Genomic DNA, 16654 nt, shown 5'->3' with positions numbered 1-16654 from the left:
TATAAAATGTATATAATGCACGAAAATATGATAAACCCTACAAAAATTGATTTTTGTAGGTTTTTTTTGTAAAAAGGAATGGTATAGTTTTCAAAGATTTTTAGTTCCACTTTTAATAACCTTTAAATGTTGCATTGTGTTAGAGCAAAGTTATGGACTCTTTTCTATAGAGATGCTTATCAATTAAAGTGGAAAGATATAAAGGAAGGTCATGATGAAGGTCTATGGATTATGAACAGTAGACATAAATCTAATTCACAAATGGATATTTCTCTGTTACCGAAGGTTATTGAATTTTTTTTAATTAAAAGAAATCGCAGATATATACGAAATACCAAATAATCTCAATACCCATAAATTTTTATTCTTTTTCTCCAAAATTGTATTTAAAATATTTTGATCTGAAATAGATCAGTATTAGATAAAAAGTTTATTAACAAAGAATTTTCTACTCAAAAAGAAAAGTCCAAATCATCAGCAGAAGGTCTGAAATTAGAATGCATCGCAGCTGTAAAATAATCACAGAACACCTGATAAACTTCAGAATTAATATCCGTAGCCCGGATTCCCAGCTGTGTATAACTAGTAAGTATCTGATGGGATAATCTTTGAACCAGCTCTACTCCATATTGGTGGATTTCGTTTTGATATCCTTCAGAAATATCTTTGTGATCACCGAGTATATTTTCTACTTCTCCGGCAATTTGCAATACTTTTTCCAAATGCTTTTCAACAGCCTCTGCGAAACTTTTGAAATGGATCTCAGGACGAATATATTCTGCTTCTTCAATAAAATGAGAAGCCATTCCCAAATAGTTGACCAACAGTGTCAAATCTGCAAAAATCCGAAAAGGAATAGTGTCCAGAATATCATTGGTGAAAAAAGTATCGTAAACAAAACTATAGTCTTCATTAACGAGCACATTTTCAACAATGAATGAATAGGTGCCACTAGCCTTCATTCCCATAGATTTCCAGTTGGGAATAACCTCAGCGTGTTCTTTCGAAATAATAAATGATCGAATTATTCCATTGCCATGACCATCCATTAAAGGTTTTCCGTTTTCTGTAATTTTTGCATTCAATGTAAAATGGGTAAGATGAGGTGCTCCTGTTGCAAAATTCCATGAACCGTTGATCAGATAGTGGCTGTTGTCTATTTTTTCTGCAGTTCCTCCCACCATTCCGCTGCCACCAAAGCAGGTTTCAGAATGGGCGAACAGTAATTGAGCAATTTCAGGCTTGATATTTCTGGAAAAATAATTGGCTCCGGAACAAAGTGTCAGCATCCAGCCAAAGCTTCCATCGGTTTCTGCACAGCCAAATAAAGCGTTAAGTCCTTCTTCAAAACGATAGCCGAGTCCTCCATATTTTTTGGGAACCCATATTTTAAGCAGTTTTTCTTCATGAATATGCTGCATTACTTTATCAGAAATTACAGGGGCTCCATGAAGTTCCCGTCTGATCTCTTTAGTACTCAGCATTAGCTTTCGATTTAATAATTTTTTGCCACTCTATATATCCGGAAATGGCTACTAAAAATAAGAATGACGTCAAAACAGCATAGAGATACAATTCTTTATGAATCATTAAAGGAATAGAAATGATATTACTGACATTGAGTATCACCCAGTTTTCAATTTTCCGTCTCGCCATCAGCCACATTCCCGCCCAGGCAAAAGCACTCACCAGAGAATCCCAGATCGGAACATCCGAGTCTGTAAAATGGGTCAGAAAAGACCAGAATAAGATAAAAGTTCCCAGAACAATTCCTCCCGTAATCCATTTTTCTGTGGTAGTGGTAACAGAGATTTCCATTTCTGATTTCTGCTTTCCGAATTTCCAATATAACCATCCATAGATGCTCATGATCAGATAATAAAGATTTAAGGTAAATTCAGCGTACAGCTTGGAAGTAAGCATCACATACAGCGTAAGCAGAATCCCTGCAATTCCGAAAAGATAGTTGTTGACATTGTTTTTACGGGCCAGTAAAACCTGAATGACTGAAAATAAGACTCCGAACCATTCCGGTAAGGTAATTTGTTTTAAAATGTCCTGCATCATATTAATTATTAGAAATCAAATGATGAGATGATCAGTAAGCAATCCCTACACCGGCATTATCCGGATCAGGTGTGGAAATACATTCCTGGGTATCATCTCAGCCACTGTTTTGTAGCACCCCATTGTTCGGCAAAGGTGCAGCTTTTTGTTGAAAAAAGAAAGGACTTTGGTTTTTTATTTACAGGATATGATCACGATTATAAAGAGTCGATGAGGTAAATTATAATTTTATGGATAACTAAAAATTTATATTATGGACAATCAAGAAATATCAGTACTTAATGACTTACTTCACATTACCAACGACAGAAAGGAAGGCTTTGAAAAAGTTGAGGGAAAAGTATGGGAAATGTATCCGGATGTAAAAGATGAGTACGAACATATGATTTCGCAGTCGAAAATCATGAAAAATGAACTGATCAACCTCATCACAGAAAAGCAAGGCACTCCGGAGGACTCAACGTCCATGGCAGGAGCTGTTCACAGAACTTGGATTGACATTAAAAATTCTTTTACCATGGGAAATCTCATAGAATCTACATTAGAAAATGTGGTATTTGGCGAAAAAGCAGCTATTGAAGCTTATCAAAATGCCCTGGACACAGGTGAGCTCAGCCCAAAAAGTACTGAGATTGTGTCTGAACAGCTTCGTATCCTTAAAGATTCTTACAGACAATTCAAGAAAATTGAAGAATATAAAAAGAAAGAATAATCAAAAAACTCCTCTTAAAAAGAGGAGCTTACTATAATCAAGAACAAAATAATATTTAATCAATTCAAAATTATTAAATATTGTATGCTCATACTTATGATGCAGGTCATAAAAACTCAATATTATTTGACCGCATTTTTAGCTTTTTCCGATTCCTGCAAATGATGTTCAAGTGTCGGAAGGGTTTTCGCTGCGAAAGATTTTAATGAGGCTTCTGTTCCTTCTGACACCTCTTTTTTGAATGCTTCTACATCTTCCTTGTGGTCACTGACCATTAAATCTGTATATTTTTTGTCAAAGTCTTTACCTTTCTTAGCTTTCAGGTCATCATACATCTTCTGCTTTTCGACATCCAGACTTGTGGGTAAGGTATACCCTATTCCTGATGCCCAATTCTTAAGCTCGTCGTTCGCTTTGGAATGATCGGTTACCATCATTGCTCCCAAAGATTTTACCACTGAGTTTTCAGCGTTTGTTGCGGCCAGTTTTCCCATCATTACCTCCATCAGTCCTCCTATGGCTGCAGCATCTGCAAACTTTTTGTCCTGATCACTGAGAGTACTTTTCTGATCTTTGGTGTCTGACATTTTGGTGGAGTCGCTTACCGTCATCCCGGATTCTGCAGGGGCAGACATTGTGGTACTTTCCTCAGATTGACTCGTGGTTGTCGGTTCGTTTTTTTTGCAGGCCGTTAAAGCAGCTAATGCAAAAATTGTTACTACAAGATTTTTCATAATAATAAATTTTAAGTGGTGATATTAATGAAGTCAAACAATGACTTTGTTTATAAATGCAACAATTTATCTGCCAAAAACCGATTACAACACTTCTAACCTAATCATAAAACATTATGAATAAATACCTTACAACTTATTAACCAACCGGAATGTAAGATTAATACGCTCCTTCATAGCGGTTAGAGACTTGGCAATACGATGTTCCCAGTTTTCCTGAAGGTCTCCTTTCATAATCAATAATGATCCGTGAGGAAGAGGCAGGCTGTATTTACTCTGATGATGGTCTTTTTTCCTGAAATCAAAATTTCTGGTCTGCCCCAGACTTACTGACGCAATCACCGGACGTTTCCCATATCTGCTTTCCTTATCCCGATGCCAGGCAACAGAATCGTTATGATCTCTGTAAAGGTTCAACAATACGGAATTGAATTGATAGCCAAATGTTTCTTCTATTCTTTGTTTTAAAGAAAACAGTTCCGGTGTCCAATGATGGGCATCCAGTTCATTGTCTGAAGGATAGGCATTTTTCTCATCTCCATACCAGGCGGTTAAGCGAGGTGTGAGAACCATCTTATCATACATTTTCTGGGTACGTTGTTTCCAGGGAGCTGTTTCAAGCAGATGAATTTTAAGGCGGTCAGCTTCTTCCTGATTCAGGAAATGTTCTCTGTATTCCAGAAGGTCTTTTGGAAATTCGTACAGATCTGCTGAGTCGAACAGGCTAAGTTGGGTCATTTTTAAACTTTATAAATGGTAGAATACAGTTTTCTTTTACAGTATAAGAGTTTTGTTATTCAATTACAGTTCATTTTAAAAAAACTAAATTGATAAAAATTATATCCACAAATATACTACAACTGATACAAAATCAACCAAGATAAAAATGTTGCATTTTAAACCTTTCCGGATTTCAATAAAAAGGAGACCTGATTTTTTCAGGTCTCCTTTTTAAAGATTGTATTTACATGGCTTTGCTGTTAAGATTGGTATCAGCAACTTTTGTAAGCAGTTCATCACATTTTTTTTCTTCTTCCAATGTGCTTAAAAAGTTTTTAAGACACTCTTCTTCCTTCAATACTTTTGCGAATGCTGCCAGTGTTCCATAAGTAGCAATTTCATAATGTTCAACTTTTTGCGCTGCTGCAATAATGCCCGCATCTCTTACTGCTCCCGGTTCTGTCTCTTCCATAATGCTCTTTCCTTCATCCAGCAATCCCTGCATAGCATCACATTTTTTTGCCTGGGCTTTTTTTCCTAATGCTTTAAAACATTCTTCCAATCTTTCCACATGGCCTTCTGTTTCCGTGATGTGCTTATCAATGCCTTGTTTAAGCTTTTCACTGGTTGCATTTTTCATCATTGCCGGCAGCGCTTTCAGCAGTGCTTTTTCAGCCCAGTAAATATCTTTCAGCGCATCTTCAAAAAGATCTTCCAAACTTTTGGCTGCATTTTTTTTAGCCGGAGTTTTTGCTTTTGCTGTTGTTGCTTTTTTGGCTGGTGTTTTTTTGGTTGCCGTTTTAGTTTCCATATTATAATAATTTAGTGATTGATTGGTGGTAAATCTGCAACTATAAGACCATTTTTGTCCAAAATACTGAGATGTGGTATCTAAAATTACAGGAGCTTATATGGTAAGTTAAAATTAGAATAGCTGTTCGCAGAGAATAAAAGGCCTGAAAATTTGCCAATCATTACGGTGTTTGTTTTTTTACCCATATACTTACCGAACCAGAATTTACAGTAAACACCGCTTTCCCGTTTTTATCTGTATAAATTTCTTCATGACGGTTCTTTAAAAAATCGGTATAAACCGAATCCGCATGTTCTTTTCCCAATTCTATTTCTTTGTAGCCTTCTTCGCTATTAGACATGATTACAATGCAACCCGGATGCTTTTCATCTCCTTTCCGTACAAAAGCCACGCAGTTGGGATGATCAAAATAATCGATCTGCTCACCATATGCAAAAAGCTTTCTCGCTTCAAGCAGACCAGGAAGTTCTTCAACCTTCGGCATGATGATATGCACTTCCTGCTCATCCTTTATATCGATATAATCTGCACCAAAAAGATCGGGATAAAATATGCAGGGATAAGCTTCATCGGTAAGAAGAATAATAGCATAAGCCAAGGGTTTGAACCAGTCTTTCACCGCAGATTCAAGAGCCTGAAGCTGCTGTGTATCGTGGTTTTCAACAAAAGAAACTGAGAATACCGGTTTCTTCTCCAAGAAGCTTCCTTTTAAAATCCGGCTCATATCATAATCTTTACCATCCTGTGATGCTTTAAAGAAATTATAATGCAGCGGAGTATCAAAACAAGAGATAAGATCAGACATTTTATCGGAAAAATACTCAATTTTTTCTGCCTCGTCTTTCCAGAATTCGCCCAAAACAAAACATTCAGGATTTACTTCTGTTTTAATATAGGAGACCCAGTCTTTCAAAAAGTTGGAGGAGATATGTTTTAAGGCATCCAATCTGATTCCGTCTACTTTCGTTGTTTCCATATACCATCTGATCCAGTTTTTCATTTCCTCCACAACATAAGGATTACGGTACTCTATGTCAGCTCCCATCAGATAATCATAATTACCGAACTGATGACTTACGGCATCTGTCCACTCCTCACCATATTCATTATGGATTTTAAAAACACCATTCATCTCCTCTCCTTCTCTGATCACATAATCAATACCGCTGAAACAGTGATGATCCCATATAAAGTCCGAATACACTCCCTTTCTTCCCGGAAAAGTAAATTTCGTATAGGCTGAAACCTCCATATTTTCAGAGATTCTTTCATTACGGTTTTCTTCATTCAGCTGATGCACCATAATCTTTTCTTCTTCATCTCCTCCCATCCTATGGTTTAAAACAATATCTGCATATACAGACATTCCCGCTTCATGCGCTTTCTCTATTGCCATTAAATATTCGGCTTTTGTCCCGTACCGGGTTGGTATACTGCCTTTCTGATCAAATTCTCCCAAATCATAAAGATCATATACATCATAGCCACGCCCTTCCATATTGAGACTGCATTTATTGGCAGGAGGAAACCAGACGGCAGTAAACCCCAAATCTCTTAAATATTCTGCTTTTTCAGCAAACTCATTCCATAGGTTCCCGGGATGGTACCAATGGAAAAACTGAATAATAACTCCATTCATATCCGTTAAGATTAACCGTTAACAATTAAACCTCCATTAGGATGAAGAACCTGTCCCGTTATCTGTGATGAAGCATCTGTGGCAAGAAATAGAAAACTTGCTGCCACTTCTTCGGTAGAAGCATTACGTTCTAGCGGCGGTTTATTCTGATCTTCATCTTCTTCTCCGAATGTTTTTTCCGTAAGCGGCGTGGCCACCGGTCCGGGTGCCACAGCATTCACCCTTATTCCTTTAGGTTTAGCCTGTAATGCCAGTGAACGGGTGAACGAAACAATAGCGCCTTTGGTTGCTGAATAATCCAGTAATTCTTCATGTCCAAGATAGGCAGTAGCTGAAGTAGTATTGATAATAGAATCCCCTTGTTTTAAATAAGGAAATACAATCTTTGTCAGCAGGATCATTCCGATAATGTTGGAATCGAAAGTTTTGCGGATATCCTCTTCTTTAAGATTTTCTATACTTTCACAAGGAACCTGGGTTCCTGCATTATTAATCAGTATATCTATTCCTCCGAATTTAGAAACTACCTCATTAACAACAGATTTACAAAATTCACTATCATTAATATCACCTTCAAACGAAAGGACTTTTCTTCCTGTTTTTTTTAATTCCTCCACTGTTTTCATGGCATCTTTGGCATCATGATAGTGGATGAAGGCAATATCTGCTCCTTCCTTAGCAAATAAAAGAGCGATGGCTTTACCAATTCCGCTGTCTGCTCCTGTAATAAGGACAGATTTATTCTGCAATTGTAATTTTTCCATAATTGATTGTATTAACAGCTTATTATTGTGATGATTTTTACTCCTTATTTTCACGGTGTTTATCCAGTTCCAGCTTAAAGCATCCCAGAATGAATTCACTGTAATAGAGCTGGGCATTAACAGGTTTGGTTCTGGAGTGCAGATATAATTTCTCTGAAAGAACCACTTTTCCTTTGTGCGCAATGGCAAAGTAAGCGAAGAGCTTCCCTTCTGATTCTTCCACCGGAGTGGCATATCCTGTAACTCCAATAGACCAGTCGGTTTTGTAGAGTTTACCTACCTGCAACGCCATTGTTTCAGCAATATGAGGAGATACAGAGTTATATTGTCTGGCTTCCAGAGCATCTACATCAAGAAGATTTACCTTTTCTTCTAAAGTATACGCTGTCATGCCGCCTTTAAAAAATTGGGAGGCATCCTTCATCTGGGAAAACGAAAACTGTAAAAATCCGGCTGTAACACTTTCAGCTGTTGAAACGGTTTCATCTCCTGACAGAAGATACTCTCCGATACGCTTAAACAGTTTCTCGAGTTCTATGACGAAATGCACCAGGGATTTCACTGACAATGAATCAGCGTGGGCAATTTGAGAAGATTTTAAAATCATGCTGTATATATTATAACAGTATTAAGACTATTGTTGCACGGGATCCTGTGAATGTTCTTTTTCTTGGGATAGTTGTCCAAGTTTCTCATAATATTTGTGAAGTTTGTCCAGTTCTTCTTCCGTCAGATCTTCAATATCCACCAGTCTGTTACTGGCTTTTTCATAGGAGGCTATCAATTCGTTGAGTTTTATCTGAATAGCCTTAGAGTCTTTATTCTGAGTTTTCTGAATCAGAAATACCATTAGAAAAGTTACAATTGTGGTTCCCGTATTGATAACAAGCTGCCAGGTTTCAGAATAATTGAAAAGAGGTCCACATACAGCCCAGACAATAACCAGTAGACTTGCTGTAATAAAAGCACCCGGACTTCCGGTTATACAGACAACACGATCTGAAAACCTTTCAAAAAATTTTTTTTTCATAAATAACACGATTTTGAATAAAATGGTAATACAAGTTATCAAAACAACAGTATAAAAATTATGACTCAAGTCACCTATGCCTTTTATGACTTAGCTATTATTATAGTATATTTTCCAACAATATTGAGTTTTGTTTAAAAATGTGGAGAACCGCATAATTATTTTTACCCGTTAAAAACAAGCCATTTTTTTGATCAATCTCTTTTATAACAAATTGTAAACGAAAGATGTGGAATAGTTAACATATTCAAAAAAGAGAGAAATAAAGCATATTCCAAAAACTGAATAAAATCACTTCGTTAAGATTTAATACTTAATTAAAAAATAATTATCCATCTTTGCAGCCTTAAAAATCAAACACGCTAGTTTATTTCATGAGCATTACTTTTAAAAAGCGACTAATTATAGCGCTTGTATTACCTACGGCCGCCATCTATTATGGGCAGAGTACGAAGGATTCTTTAGAGAAATCCAAATCTATTGATGAGGTTATGTTGGTGGGTAGAAACCTTTCCCAAACAGCCAAAGAGAGAAAAACACCTGTTGCGGTTTCCAACATTAAGGCTGCAGAAATTCAGGAGAAACTGGGAAACAGAGAATTCCCTGAAATTATGAAGTCTACTCCATCCGTTTACGTGACCAAAGTAGGTGGTGGTTTCGGAGACAGCAGAATCAACATGAGAGGTTTTGACGGAGCTAACATTGCTGTGATCATCAACGGACAGCCTGTGAATGATATGCAGGGAGGTACCGTTTACTGGTCCAACTGGACCGGTTTGGCTGACATTGCGAGCAATATTCAGATTCAAAGAGGTTTGGGAGCATCTAAATTTGTTGTTCCTTCCGTGGGAGGAACCATCAATATTGTTACCAAAGCTACCGATTCTGAACAGAAAGCAATGGTGAAAGGAGAAGTTGGAAATGACAACTACTCCAGAATATCTGCTATGTATTCTTCCGGATTAAAAAACAAATGGGGAACAACTGTATTGCTTTCCCGTTGGCAAGGTGACGGATACATCAATGGAACAAAAGGAGAAGGTTACTCATGGTTTTTCTCTACAGGATTTAAACCTAATGAAAAGCATGCTTTCAATTTAATTGCTACCGGAGCTCCTCAGGTACACGATACTAGAAGATCTTCTGCAACCGGAGCCAATGTGGCAACATTGCAACAGTTTGAAACTTACGGAAGAAGATACAACCCACAGACAGGAATGTTGAATGGTTCTCAATTCAACCTTGCTCCTAACTTCTATCACAAGCCTATCGCATCATTGAACTGGGACTGGACAATGAATGACAATCTTAAATTATCCACAGTTCTTTATGGTTCATGGGGACGCGGTGGCGGTGGTACCGGACTTAACGGTTCTATCAAAAACGCAGCCGGACAAACTATGAACTTCATGAATTATGGAGCAGGTGGTGACGGTACAATCAACTGGGATATGATTTATCGTTATAACAGAGGCGGTATGGTAACGGATTATAATGGAAATAGCTTCCAGAAATCTACTTTTACGGCTCCTGCAGGCTCTCCTGGTGATTATAACGGACAATATGTATCTACTCTGAACGGAACCACTGGTATTGTGAGAAAGCAAAGTATCAATGCTCACGACTGGTATGGAGTAATCGCAGACCTTAATTACAAAAAAAATAACTGGACTTTCAACGGAGGGATTGATCTTAAAACTTACAAAGGAGCTCTATATGACATTGTAACGGATATGTTGGGATCTGATGCTGTATTTGTTCCTGGTACAGCAAATGCTCCAAAAGGATATTATATCAATCAAACGGTAAAACCGGAACCTCTTACAAAGCTTAAAGATGCTCAGAAAGTATCTATCCATAATGAAGGTTTGGTAAAATGGGCTGGTATTTATGGAATGGTGGAGTACAGTTCTGAGAAGCTAAGTGCATCTGTCCAGGGATCTGTTTCCGAGCAATATTATAAGAGAAGAGACTATATGCTATATACTCCTGGAAATCAGGAGACAAAATGGTATCATAAAACAGGTTATATTGTAAAAGGAGGTGCCAACTATAATATTGACGACCACCACAATGTATTTTTCAATACAGGAGTTATCTCAAGACAGCCTTTATTCAATGCATTATTCCCGTCCAACCAGAATATCTATAATGATGCTAAGAATGAAAGAATCTTCTCTGTGGAATTAGGATATGGTTTCAAATCGCGTTATATAGATGTGAACATCAATGCTTACAGAACGCAGTGGGATGACAGATTTATCTCAAGAACATTCAATGCTACAGCGGCAGATGTTGCTAAATTCCCTCAGCTTAACCTTGGAAGTGCATATTTCTACAATGCTCTGAACGTAGGTCAGCTCCACCAGGGAATCGAATTGGAAGCAAAAGCCAGACCTTTTACGAATCTAAGATTAAGAGGAATGGTATCAATGGGTAACTGGAAATATAAAGGAAATGCTAACTTCAACATCCTTGATGTTCAGAACAATCAGGAAATAGCTGGTGCAACCGGAACCATCAATATCAAAGACCTGAAGGTTGGAGATGCTGCTCAAACAACTGCAAGCATCGGTGCAGATTATAATATCACCAAAGCATTCAGTATTGATGCCAACTGGGAATATTATGACAAGCTCTATGCTCAGTTCAACCCGATCAACTTCCTTACGGAAGCCGCAAGAGAAAAAGGAATTGTAAAATTGCCAAGCTATCATTTATTTGATGTAGGGGCTTCTTACAAGTTTACATTGGATGCGAAAAAGTCTTTAACATTGAGAGCGAACGTATACAACTTATTCAACAAATATTATATTTCTGAATTAAGCTCCAACATCTTTGCAGGCGATAAAATTGCGAATGGTCCGGATGCAGGAAAAACGTATCAGGAAGCTGGAAGAGTGTACCAGGGAGTTGCAGACGGTAATACAGGATTCCTTGGTTTTGGAAGAACGTGGTCTGTTGCAGCCACTTTGAGATTTTAAGTAATATATTTCAATAATGAATCAATTGAATAGGCTGTCCCATTTTTGGGACAGCCTATTTTCATAATAAGCATTAAAAATTAGGTTCTATCTTTTACAGCTTAAAAATTTTTAGGTTTCTTATGTTGAGCAGCTTGTTTTGCGATTTCGTCAATACGGTTTTTTCTGGTTTCGGGTCTTTTGGCCAACACAATCCATTGCAGCAGCATTTTTTTCATGGATTTGCTTAAACTTAGAAAATAGGTTTCGGAACCTTCATGTAGTTTAAATGTTTCATTCAGATCTTCAGGAATAGTAAGATCTTCTACAGAATCCAAAATATTCCAAGAACCATTCTCTTTTGCAATTCGGATAGTTTCAAATCCTGCTTTTGTCATCAGCTTATTTTCGATCAGTTTCTGAACCTTATCCTTATTAATTTTTGACCAGGTACTTTTCGGTTTCCGTCTGCTGAATAGCTGCATAAACGAACCTTCATCAATCGTCTTCCTTGTACTGTCAATCCAACCAAAACAAAGGGCTTCATCTACCAGATCCGTCCACTGAACAATGGGCAAATTTGATTTTGTGGTATTGCAAATAAGCCATACAGACTGTTCTATATGATGATTCTCTTCAAGCCATTGCCGCCATTCTGTCTTTGTCCTGACATGAAAGGTCTGTTTCTCTGCAATTTTACGCATAGCTTTTTTTTTATTACTGTAAAATTAAAATACTTTAGTGACAATAGTTTGTCAGTATTAAAATTTCAAATAATTAATTATGACATCCCATAATATAAGCCTATTAAAGAAATAAATGATAAATTAGTCAAAATAAATCATTAAAAATATTCTACCTTATCAATCGAATATGGACAGAGAAACTATAGATTATATTATTAGATACTTTAGCAAATTAATGACAAAGGATGAATCATTAGCACTGAATCATCATATGTATACTTTGAAGAGTTCTGAAAGTGTACATATGAGAAATCTAATGATAGAACGAGGCTGGATAAATTCTGATCCTGAAGTTATACAACTATTAGAACATGGATATCAAACTTTTGAACAAAATGTTGTGACCCGGATAATGGCAGAAACTCCCGAAAAAGTTTTTTTCAACAATTGTCCTGAATGCCACAAACTCGCCCGTACTCCACATGCTAAGCAATGCAGATATTGTGGATATCACTGGCATCATTTAACTGTTGCTCACTTTAAGCTCAATAATACATTTCAGATTACAGGAAGAAATTTTTTCTTAATAGGAAAAATTGAAGAAGGTAAAATAAAAGAAGGACAAAGAATAGATTTAAGAATATTGGGTCTTAATAAAAAGCCTAAAATTCAATCCATTGAATTTGCCCTTACACGGCACGACGGAAAAGCGTGGGAAGATATTGCACTGGGCATAGACGAGCTAACTGCAGAAGATAAAGAATATTTAAAAAGTATCATGCCTGTCAGAGATCCACTTGACATCATAATAGAATAAATTATTTTTTCGAGTTCTTCACCTGCAGTGCTCTCTGATAAAAGGACTGATTGGCAATTTTCTCTTCGGCTTCATCAATGGCAGTCAGCAGATTATTTTTATTGTCTGCAATATCACCTAAAATCTGGGACATCAGTTCCCAAACGGGTTTCATTTTTTCAATGAGCTCCTGCCCTTTTGAAGTGAGTTTAAAAAGCCTTTTGCGCTCGTCCTGTTTATCTTTTTCCCATTGGATCAACTCCTGCTTTTCAAGTTCTTTGAGCAGTGTTATGGTGGATGGATGGGTATATCCTATTTCATTGGCTATTTCAACAACACTTGCCATTTCTTTTTTATAAATGGTGAAAATAACCGGAAACCACTTCAGTTCAAAATCAATTCCGAATGCTTTATAGATGAGCGCTCCGTCTTTCCTCAGTTGTTCGCTTAGGCGGTGCAGTCTGGTGGATATGGCAAGAATTCCTGCTTCGTTGATTACATTCATATTCAGTCAAGATTTAAGTGGTAAAAAACATCATCGGCACTCATTAGAGGAAACTTCGCGGGAAGATCGCTTTTTTCAATCTTTACAAAAAGATTCCTTTCATAGAAACGCTGGGCTGCTTTCAGTACCGTTATGGTTCCCAAATATAAATCATCAATTCTGTTTTCGCGGCAGAAAGAAATTAAAACTTCCAGTAATTCTTGCGCAATATTCAGTTCTTTTCCTCTGAATTCCTTTTTAACAAACATTTTTCTGATGGCTCCCGTCTTTTCATCAAATTTAACCAATGCTATAGAACCTACCAGCTGATTATCTACAAAAGCACCCCAAAAGTTACCTCCGGCTTCCATGTAAAAACTTTCTATCTGCAAAAGATCAGGCTGATCTTCTATAGTAATCGGAATATTAAACTCTTTCTGCTGGATCGTCAAAATCAAATCAATGGCTTGTTCCGAATAAGAATTTCCTATGGGTTGTATTTCTAATTTCATAGTGTTTATATTTTAAAGTACAAAACTACGTAGTTGAATACATATGTGCAAATCAATTCTACTTTTTAAAAGATTTTAACACTGAATTTCAAAAAAGGGAATTTATATATAACGATATTTATGTAATTTTCTTTGCCCAAAAATTAATAACCCACGCCAAAATGAAAATAGAAAACCTGAAGCCTTTTAGCGGACAACATTGTGAAACTACTGCCACAGGAACATTATTACAACACATTGGAATTGAACTTTCCGAACCCATGCTTTTCGGGTTGGGTGAAGGTCTCTGTTTTATTTATTGGAATATGAAAACGATGGACTTTCCTTTCATAGGAGGACGGATAAAACCTGATCTGCTCACTCAAAATTTAGCCAGAAATCTGAATCTGGAATTAACTGTAAAGGAAACTTCTTCACAACAAAAGGCCTGGGATAAGGTTAAAGAACTTCTCAATGACGGACAGGCAGTAGGATTGAAAATGGATTGCTATCATCTTGAATATTTCTCAAATCCTTTCCATTTTGCCGGACATTATGCTGCTATTTATGGTTATGATGATGAAAATGCTTTTCTGATTGATACCAGACAACAAGGCGGACAAGTACAAACATCTTTAAAAAGTCTGGCTATGGCCCGTTCTGAAAAAGGTCCGATGGCTTCCAAAAATCTGTATTATACCCTCAGGAATACAGACAGAAAATTTGATCTGAAAAAAGTCATCATTACTGCAATCAAAAATAATGCATCTGAATATCTGAATCCACCCATTACCAATATTTCTTACAAAGGGATTTTAAAAACAAGTGCTGAAATTATCAAATGGTTCAATACAAGTAAAGATATTGAAGGAGAATTTAAGCAAGCGGCTTTACTAATGGAAAAAGCAGGAACCGGAGGTGCACTGTTCAGGAATTTATACCGTGATTTTTTGAAAGAAAGTTATGAACTGATTCAACTTGATCCGCTGAACACAGGCTATGAAGCCTTCACTGAAATTGCCGGACTCTGGACAAATGTATCTCAGCTGTTTGAAAAAGTGAGCCAGACAAAGGAAATAAAATATATTCAACAGGCTTCGGATATTTTAAAAACGATATCTGAAAAAGAGAAAAAAGCGATGGAAATATTGGCAACACTCTAGCTATTTTTTGCAAACTCTTTAAGTTTGAAATAAAAAACGTATGCCATTCCTGACATACGTTTTTATGATATTACATTGCTGAAAACAGTTATTTCCAGCCTCCGCCTAAAGCCTGATAAAGCTCTACGGCTGCTTTCATTTTACTGTATCTTGCATTGGAAATGTTAAGTTCTGCATTCAATGAATTCACACTTGCATTCAATACTTCAAGATAGTTCGCCATACCATAGTTCACTAATTCCTGGGAATAGTCAACCGATTTTTTGTAGGCATCCAGCTCTTTTTGTTTCAATTCAATGAATGAATCCTGAACAGAGAAAACCCTGATAGCATCCGAAACTTCCTTCCCGGCAGTCAAAACTGTTTTTCTGAAGTTTAAATAGGCAGTTTCTTTATTGGCAAGACTTACGTCATAGTTGGTCTGAATCTGTCTCTTATTTAAAATCGGCTGAGCCAGTCCTGCAACTACATTGGCAAATAAAGAGTTCACACTAAACAGGTGATCAATATCTACTGACTGTACACCTCCGCTTCCTGTCAGTTTTAAAGTTGGATAAAACTGAGCTTTAGCAGCATTGGTCAACTCAAAAGCATTCATTAAATTATATTCTGCTCTCATAACATCCGGACGGTTGGCCAGAAGTTGAGTAGGATAACCTAATTTCAAATCGATGGGAAGCTTTTGCCCTTCCAATGTAGATCTTTCGATAGCGTGAGAAGGTTCTCCCATCAAAAGACTCATGGTATTTTCCAGCAACTGTATCTGTGTATCAATATCAATCAGTAATGATTTGGCATTGAAAACCAGAGCCTCACTTTGCTGTACTGCTACTTCAGTAACTGTTCCGGAAGTTTTTAAAGCCTTAGTAGCTTCAAGGTTTTTCTCTCTTACCGCAATGGTTTCCGTAATAATTCTCTTCTGTGCATCAAATGTCAACAATTGATAATATGCAGAAGCAATGGAAGACACCAAACTACTTTTAACCGCTTTATGTGCTGCAACAGTTCCTAAATAAGTGGCCAGCTGTGCTTTCTCCTGTGCCTTCAATTTACCCCAGATATCAGCTTCCCATCCGATACTTGCCGTAATGTCAAACTGGTTCACATAACGTCTTGATCCGATGATCTGTCCAAACTGTGTATTGATAGACTGAGTTTGAAAGGTATAGTTGGGTCCGATAGAAAGTGTCGGCTGATACGCTGCTTTACTCTGTTTAAGATACGCTTCCGCAGAATTAATACTTTCCAAAGCAATTCTGATATCAAGATTGTTCTCCAGTGCCTTAGAAATATGCCCCTGCAATATCGGATCAGTGAATATCTCTTTCCAGGAAATATCTGCAATATTCGTACTGTCCGAAGGAAGCATATCTGTACGGAACAGCTTTTCGTCTACAACATTCTTCGGTCTTTCATATTCTTTTCTTGCCATACAGGATGAAATGGCTCCGAGTATGAAAACTGAAAAAGTGATTCCTTTTATGATGTTTAATAAACTCTTCATTATTTTTAATTAGAAGTTAGAGTTTAGAAGTTAGAAGTTAGTTTTTAGACTTATCTCTAATTGCTAACTTCTAATTTCTTAAATCTT

Annotated in this window: 17 protein-coding genes and 1 riboswitch; of the genes, 4 read left to right on the top strand and 13 right to left on the bottom strand. The window is 36.9% G+C overall.

Annotated elements, in window-relative coordinates:
- Positions 1–452: 452 nt before the first annotated feature.
- Together PZ898_RS02340 and pnuC are read right to left on the bottom strand one after the other, a co-directional pair.
- On the bottom strand, positions 453–1484 hold the full coding sequence (locus tag PZ898_RS02340) for a hypothetical protein (RefSeq protein ID WP_277694680.1): 1032 nt from the start codon (positions 1482–1484) through the stop codon (positions 453–455).
- Positions 1471–2067: a nicotinamide riboside transporter PnuC gene (gene pnuC / locus PZ898_RS02335; protein WP_062670006.1), complete on the bottom strand. Its 597-nt coding sequence runs from the start codon at positions 2065–2067 to the stop codon at positions 1471–1473. Before pnuC ends, PZ898_RS02340 begins: the two co-directional genes overlap by 14 nt.
- Positions 2068–2092: 25 nt before the next feature.
- A riboswitch (TPP riboswitch) is annotated at positions 2093–2199 on the bottom strand.
- Between the two features lie 121 nt (positions 2200–2320).
- Between pnuC and PZ898_RS02330 the strand changes: the two genes are divergently transcribed.
- Positions 2321–2779 carry a PA2169 family four-helix-bundle protein gene (locus PZ898_RS02330; RefSeq protein WP_062670008.1) on the top strand — a complete coding sequence of 153 codons (459 nt, stop codon included), beginning with the start codon at positions 2321–2323 and terminating at the stop codon, positions 2777–2779.
- A gap of 122 nt (positions 2780–2901) precedes the next feature.
- Here PZ898_RS02330 and PZ898_RS02325 read toward each other — a convergent pair whose 3' ends face one another.
- The 7 genes from PZ898_RS02325 to PZ898_RS02295 form a co-directional block, all read right to left on the bottom strand.
- A complete protein-coding gene (locus PZ898_RS02325; protein ID WP_277694679.1) occupies positions 2902–3513 on the bottom strand; it encodes a DUF4142 domain-containing protein in 612 nt (203 codons plus the stop codon).
- Between the two features lie 129 nt (positions 3514–3642).
- A complete protein-coding gene (locus PZ898_RS02320) occupies positions 3643–4251 on the bottom strand; it encodes an alpha-ketoglutarate-dependent dioxygenase AlkB (RefSeq protein WP_062670013.1) in 609 nt (202 codons plus the stop codon).
- 226 nt (positions 4252–4477) lie between these two features.
- Positions 4478–5044, bottom strand: coding sequence for a ferritin-like domain-containing protein (locus PZ898_RS02315; RefSeq protein ID WP_062670015.1), 567 nt, complete (start codon positions 5042–5044; stop codon positions 4478–4480).
- A 163-nt stretch (positions 5045–5207) separates the two neighbouring features.
- Positions 5208–6686 (bottom strand): alpha-amylase, encoded by a 1479-nt coding sequence (locus tag PZ898_RS02310; RefSeq protein ID WP_277694678.1) that lies wholly within the window; start codon positions 6684–6686, stop codon positions 5208–5210.
- Between the two features lie 11 nt (positions 6687–6697).
- Positions 6698–7450: an SDR family oxidoreductase gene (locus PZ898_RS02305; protein ID WP_277694677.1), complete on the bottom strand. Its 753-nt coding sequence runs from the start codon at positions 7448–7450 to the stop codon at positions 6698–6700.
- A 37-nt stretch (positions 7451–7487) separates the two neighbouring features.
- Positions 7488–8057, bottom strand: a complete 570-nt coding sequence (locus PZ898_RS02300; protein ID WP_082798684.1) for a nicotinamide-nucleotide amidohydrolase family protein — start codon at positions 8055–8057, stop codon at positions 7488–7490.
- A 27-nt stretch (positions 8058–8084) separates the two neighbouring features.
- The gene (locus PZ898_RS02295) at positions 8085–8480 is read right to left on the bottom strand and encodes a low affinity iron permease family protein (protein ID WP_216444738.1); all 396 of its coding nucleotides are present in this window, start codon (positions 8478–8480) and stop codon (positions 8085–8087) included.
- Between the two features lie 374 nt (positions 8481–8854).
- Between PZ898_RS02295 and PZ898_RS02290 the strand changes: the two genes are divergently transcribed.
- The gene (locus PZ898_RS02290; RefSeq protein ID WP_062670024.1) at positions 8855–11464 is read left to right on the top strand and encodes a TonB-dependent receptor plug domain-containing protein; all 2610 of its coding nucleotides are present in this window, start codon (positions 8855–8857) and stop codon (positions 11462–11464) included.
- A gap of 101 nt (positions 11465–11565) precedes the next feature.
- Here PZ898_RS02290 and PZ898_RS02285 read toward each other — a convergent pair whose 3' ends face one another.
- Positions 11566–12147 carry a YdeI/OmpD-associated family protein gene (locus PZ898_RS02285; RefSeq protein WP_216444739.1) on the bottom strand — a complete coding sequence of 194 codons (582 nt, stop codon included), beginning with the start codon at positions 12145–12147 and terminating at the stop codon, positions 11566–11568.
- Positions 12148–12316: 169 nt separating this feature from the next.
- On the opposite strand from PZ898_RS02285, the gene PZ898_RS02280 reads away from it, so the two are divergent.
- On the top strand, positions 12317–12946 hold the full coding sequence (locus tag PZ898_RS02280; RefSeq protein ID WP_120230955.1) for a hypothetical protein: 630 nt from the start codon (positions 12317–12319) through the stop codon (positions 12944–12946).
- A gap of 1 nt (position 12947) precedes the next feature.
- On the opposite strand, the gene PZ898_RS02275 is transcribed toward PZ898_RS02280, so the two are convergent.
- Together PZ898_RS02275 and PZ898_RS02270 are read right to left on the bottom strand one after the other, a co-directional pair.
- Positions 12948–13430: a MarR family transcriptional regulator gene (locus PZ898_RS02275; RefSeq protein WP_062670029.1), complete on the bottom strand. Its 483-nt coding sequence runs from the start codon at positions 13428–13430 to the stop codon at positions 12948–12950.
- Positions 13431–13432: 2 nt separating this feature from the next.
- Positions 13433–13921, bottom strand: coding sequence for a GNAT family N-acetyltransferase (locus PZ898_RS02270; RefSeq protein ID WP_277694676.1), 489 nt, complete (start codon positions 13919–13921; stop codon positions 13433–13435).
- 161 nt (positions 13922–14082) lie between these two features.
- Between PZ898_RS02270 and PZ898_RS02265 the strand changes: the two genes are divergently transcribed.
- The gene (locus tag PZ898_RS02265; RefSeq protein WP_277694675.1) at positions 14083–15063 is read left to right on the top strand and encodes a BtrH N-terminal domain-containing protein; all 981 of its coding nucleotides are present in this window, start codon (positions 14083–14085) and stop codon (positions 15061–15063) included.
- A gap of 88 nt (positions 15064–15151) precedes the next feature.
- On the opposite strand, the gene PZ898_RS02260 is transcribed toward PZ898_RS02265, so the two are convergent.
- Positions 15152–16567 (bottom strand): efflux transporter outer membrane subunit, encoded by a 1416-nt coding sequence (locus PZ898_RS02260; protein ID WP_062670036.1) that lies wholly within the window; start codon positions 16565–16567, stop codon positions 15152–15154.
- Positions 16568–16654: the final 87 nt, after the last annotated feature.

Source organism: Chryseobacterium sp. WX, assembly GCF_029542485.1.
In the GTDB taxonomy this organism is placed as follows: Bacteria; Bacteroidota; Bacteroidia; order Flavobacteriales; family Weeksellaceae; genus Chryseobacterium; species Chryseobacterium cucumeris.
This window is presented reverse-complemented; position numbering and strand designations above follow the sequence as displayed.

Excerpts from the sequence above, each read along its gene's own strand:
- PZ898_RS02320 (WP_062670013.1), bottom strand. The coding sequence starts at position 4,251 with ATGACCCAACTTAGCCTGTTCGACTCAGCAGATCTGTACGAATTTCCA.
- PZ898_RS02330 (WP_062670008.1), top strand. The coding sequence starts at position 2,321 with ATGGACAATCAAGAAATATCAGTACTTAATGACTTACTTCACATTACC.
- PZ898_RS02285 (WP_216444739.1), bottom strand. The coding sequence starts at position 12,147 with ATGCGTAAAATTGCAGAGAAACAGACCTTTCATGTCAGGACAAAGACA.
- PZ898_RS02325 (WP_277694679.1), bottom strand. The coding sequence starts at position 3,513 with ATGAAAAATCTTGTAGTAACAATTTTTGCATTAGCTGCTTTAACGGCC.
- PZ898_RS02280 (WP_120230955.1), top strand. The coding sequence starts at position 12,317 with ATGGACAGAGAAACTATAGATTATATTATTAGATACTTTAGCAAATTA.
- PZ898_RS02315 (WP_062670015.1), bottom strand. The coding sequence starts at position 5,044 with ATGGAAACTAAAACGGCAACCAAAAAAACACCAGCCAAAAAAGCAACA.
- PZ898_RS02260 (WP_062670036.1), bottom strand. The coding sequence starts at position 16,567 with ATGAAGAGTTTATTAAACATCATAAAAGGAATCACTTTTTCAGTTTTC.
- PZ898_RS02290 (WP_062670024.1), top strand. The coding sequence starts at position 8,855 with ATGAGCATTACTTTTAAAAAGCGACTAATTATAGCGCTTGTATTACCT.
- pnuC (WP_062670006.1), bottom strand. The coding sequence starts at position 2,067 with ATGATGCAGGACATTTTAAAACAAATTACCTTACCGGAATGGTTCGGA.
- PZ898_RS02340 (WP_277694680.1), bottom strand. The coding sequence starts at position 1,484 with ATGCTGAGTACTAAAGAGATCAGACGGGAACTTCATGGAGCCCCTGTA.
- PZ898_RS02265 (WP_277694675.1), top strand. The coding sequence starts at position 14,083 with ATGAAAATAGAAAACCTGAAGCCTTTTAGCGGACAACATTGTGAAACT.
- PZ898_RS02270 (WP_277694676.1), bottom strand. The coding sequence starts at position 13,921 with ATGAAATTAGAAATACAACCCATAGGAAATTCTTATTCGGAACAAGCC.
- PZ898_RS02310 (WP_277694678.1), bottom strand. The coding sequence starts at position 6,686 with ATGAATGGAGTTATTATTCAGTTTTTCCATTGGTACCATCCCGGGAAC.
- PZ898_RS02305 (WP_277694677.1), bottom strand. The coding sequence starts at position 7,450 with ATGGAAAAATTACAATTGCAGAATAAATCTGTCCTTATTACAGGAGCA.
- PZ898_RS02300 (WP_082798684.1), bottom strand. The coding sequence starts at position 8,057 with ATGATTTTAAAATCTTCTCAAATTGCCCACGCTGATTCATTGTCAGTG.
- PZ898_RS02275 (WP_062670029.1), bottom strand. The coding sequence starts at position 13,430 with ATGAATGTAATCAACGAAGCAGGAATTCTTGCCATATCCACCAGACTG.
- PZ898_RS02295 (WP_216444738.1), bottom strand. The coding sequence starts at position 8,480 with ATGAAAAAAAAATTTTTTGAAAGGTTTTCAGATCGTGTTGTCTGTATA.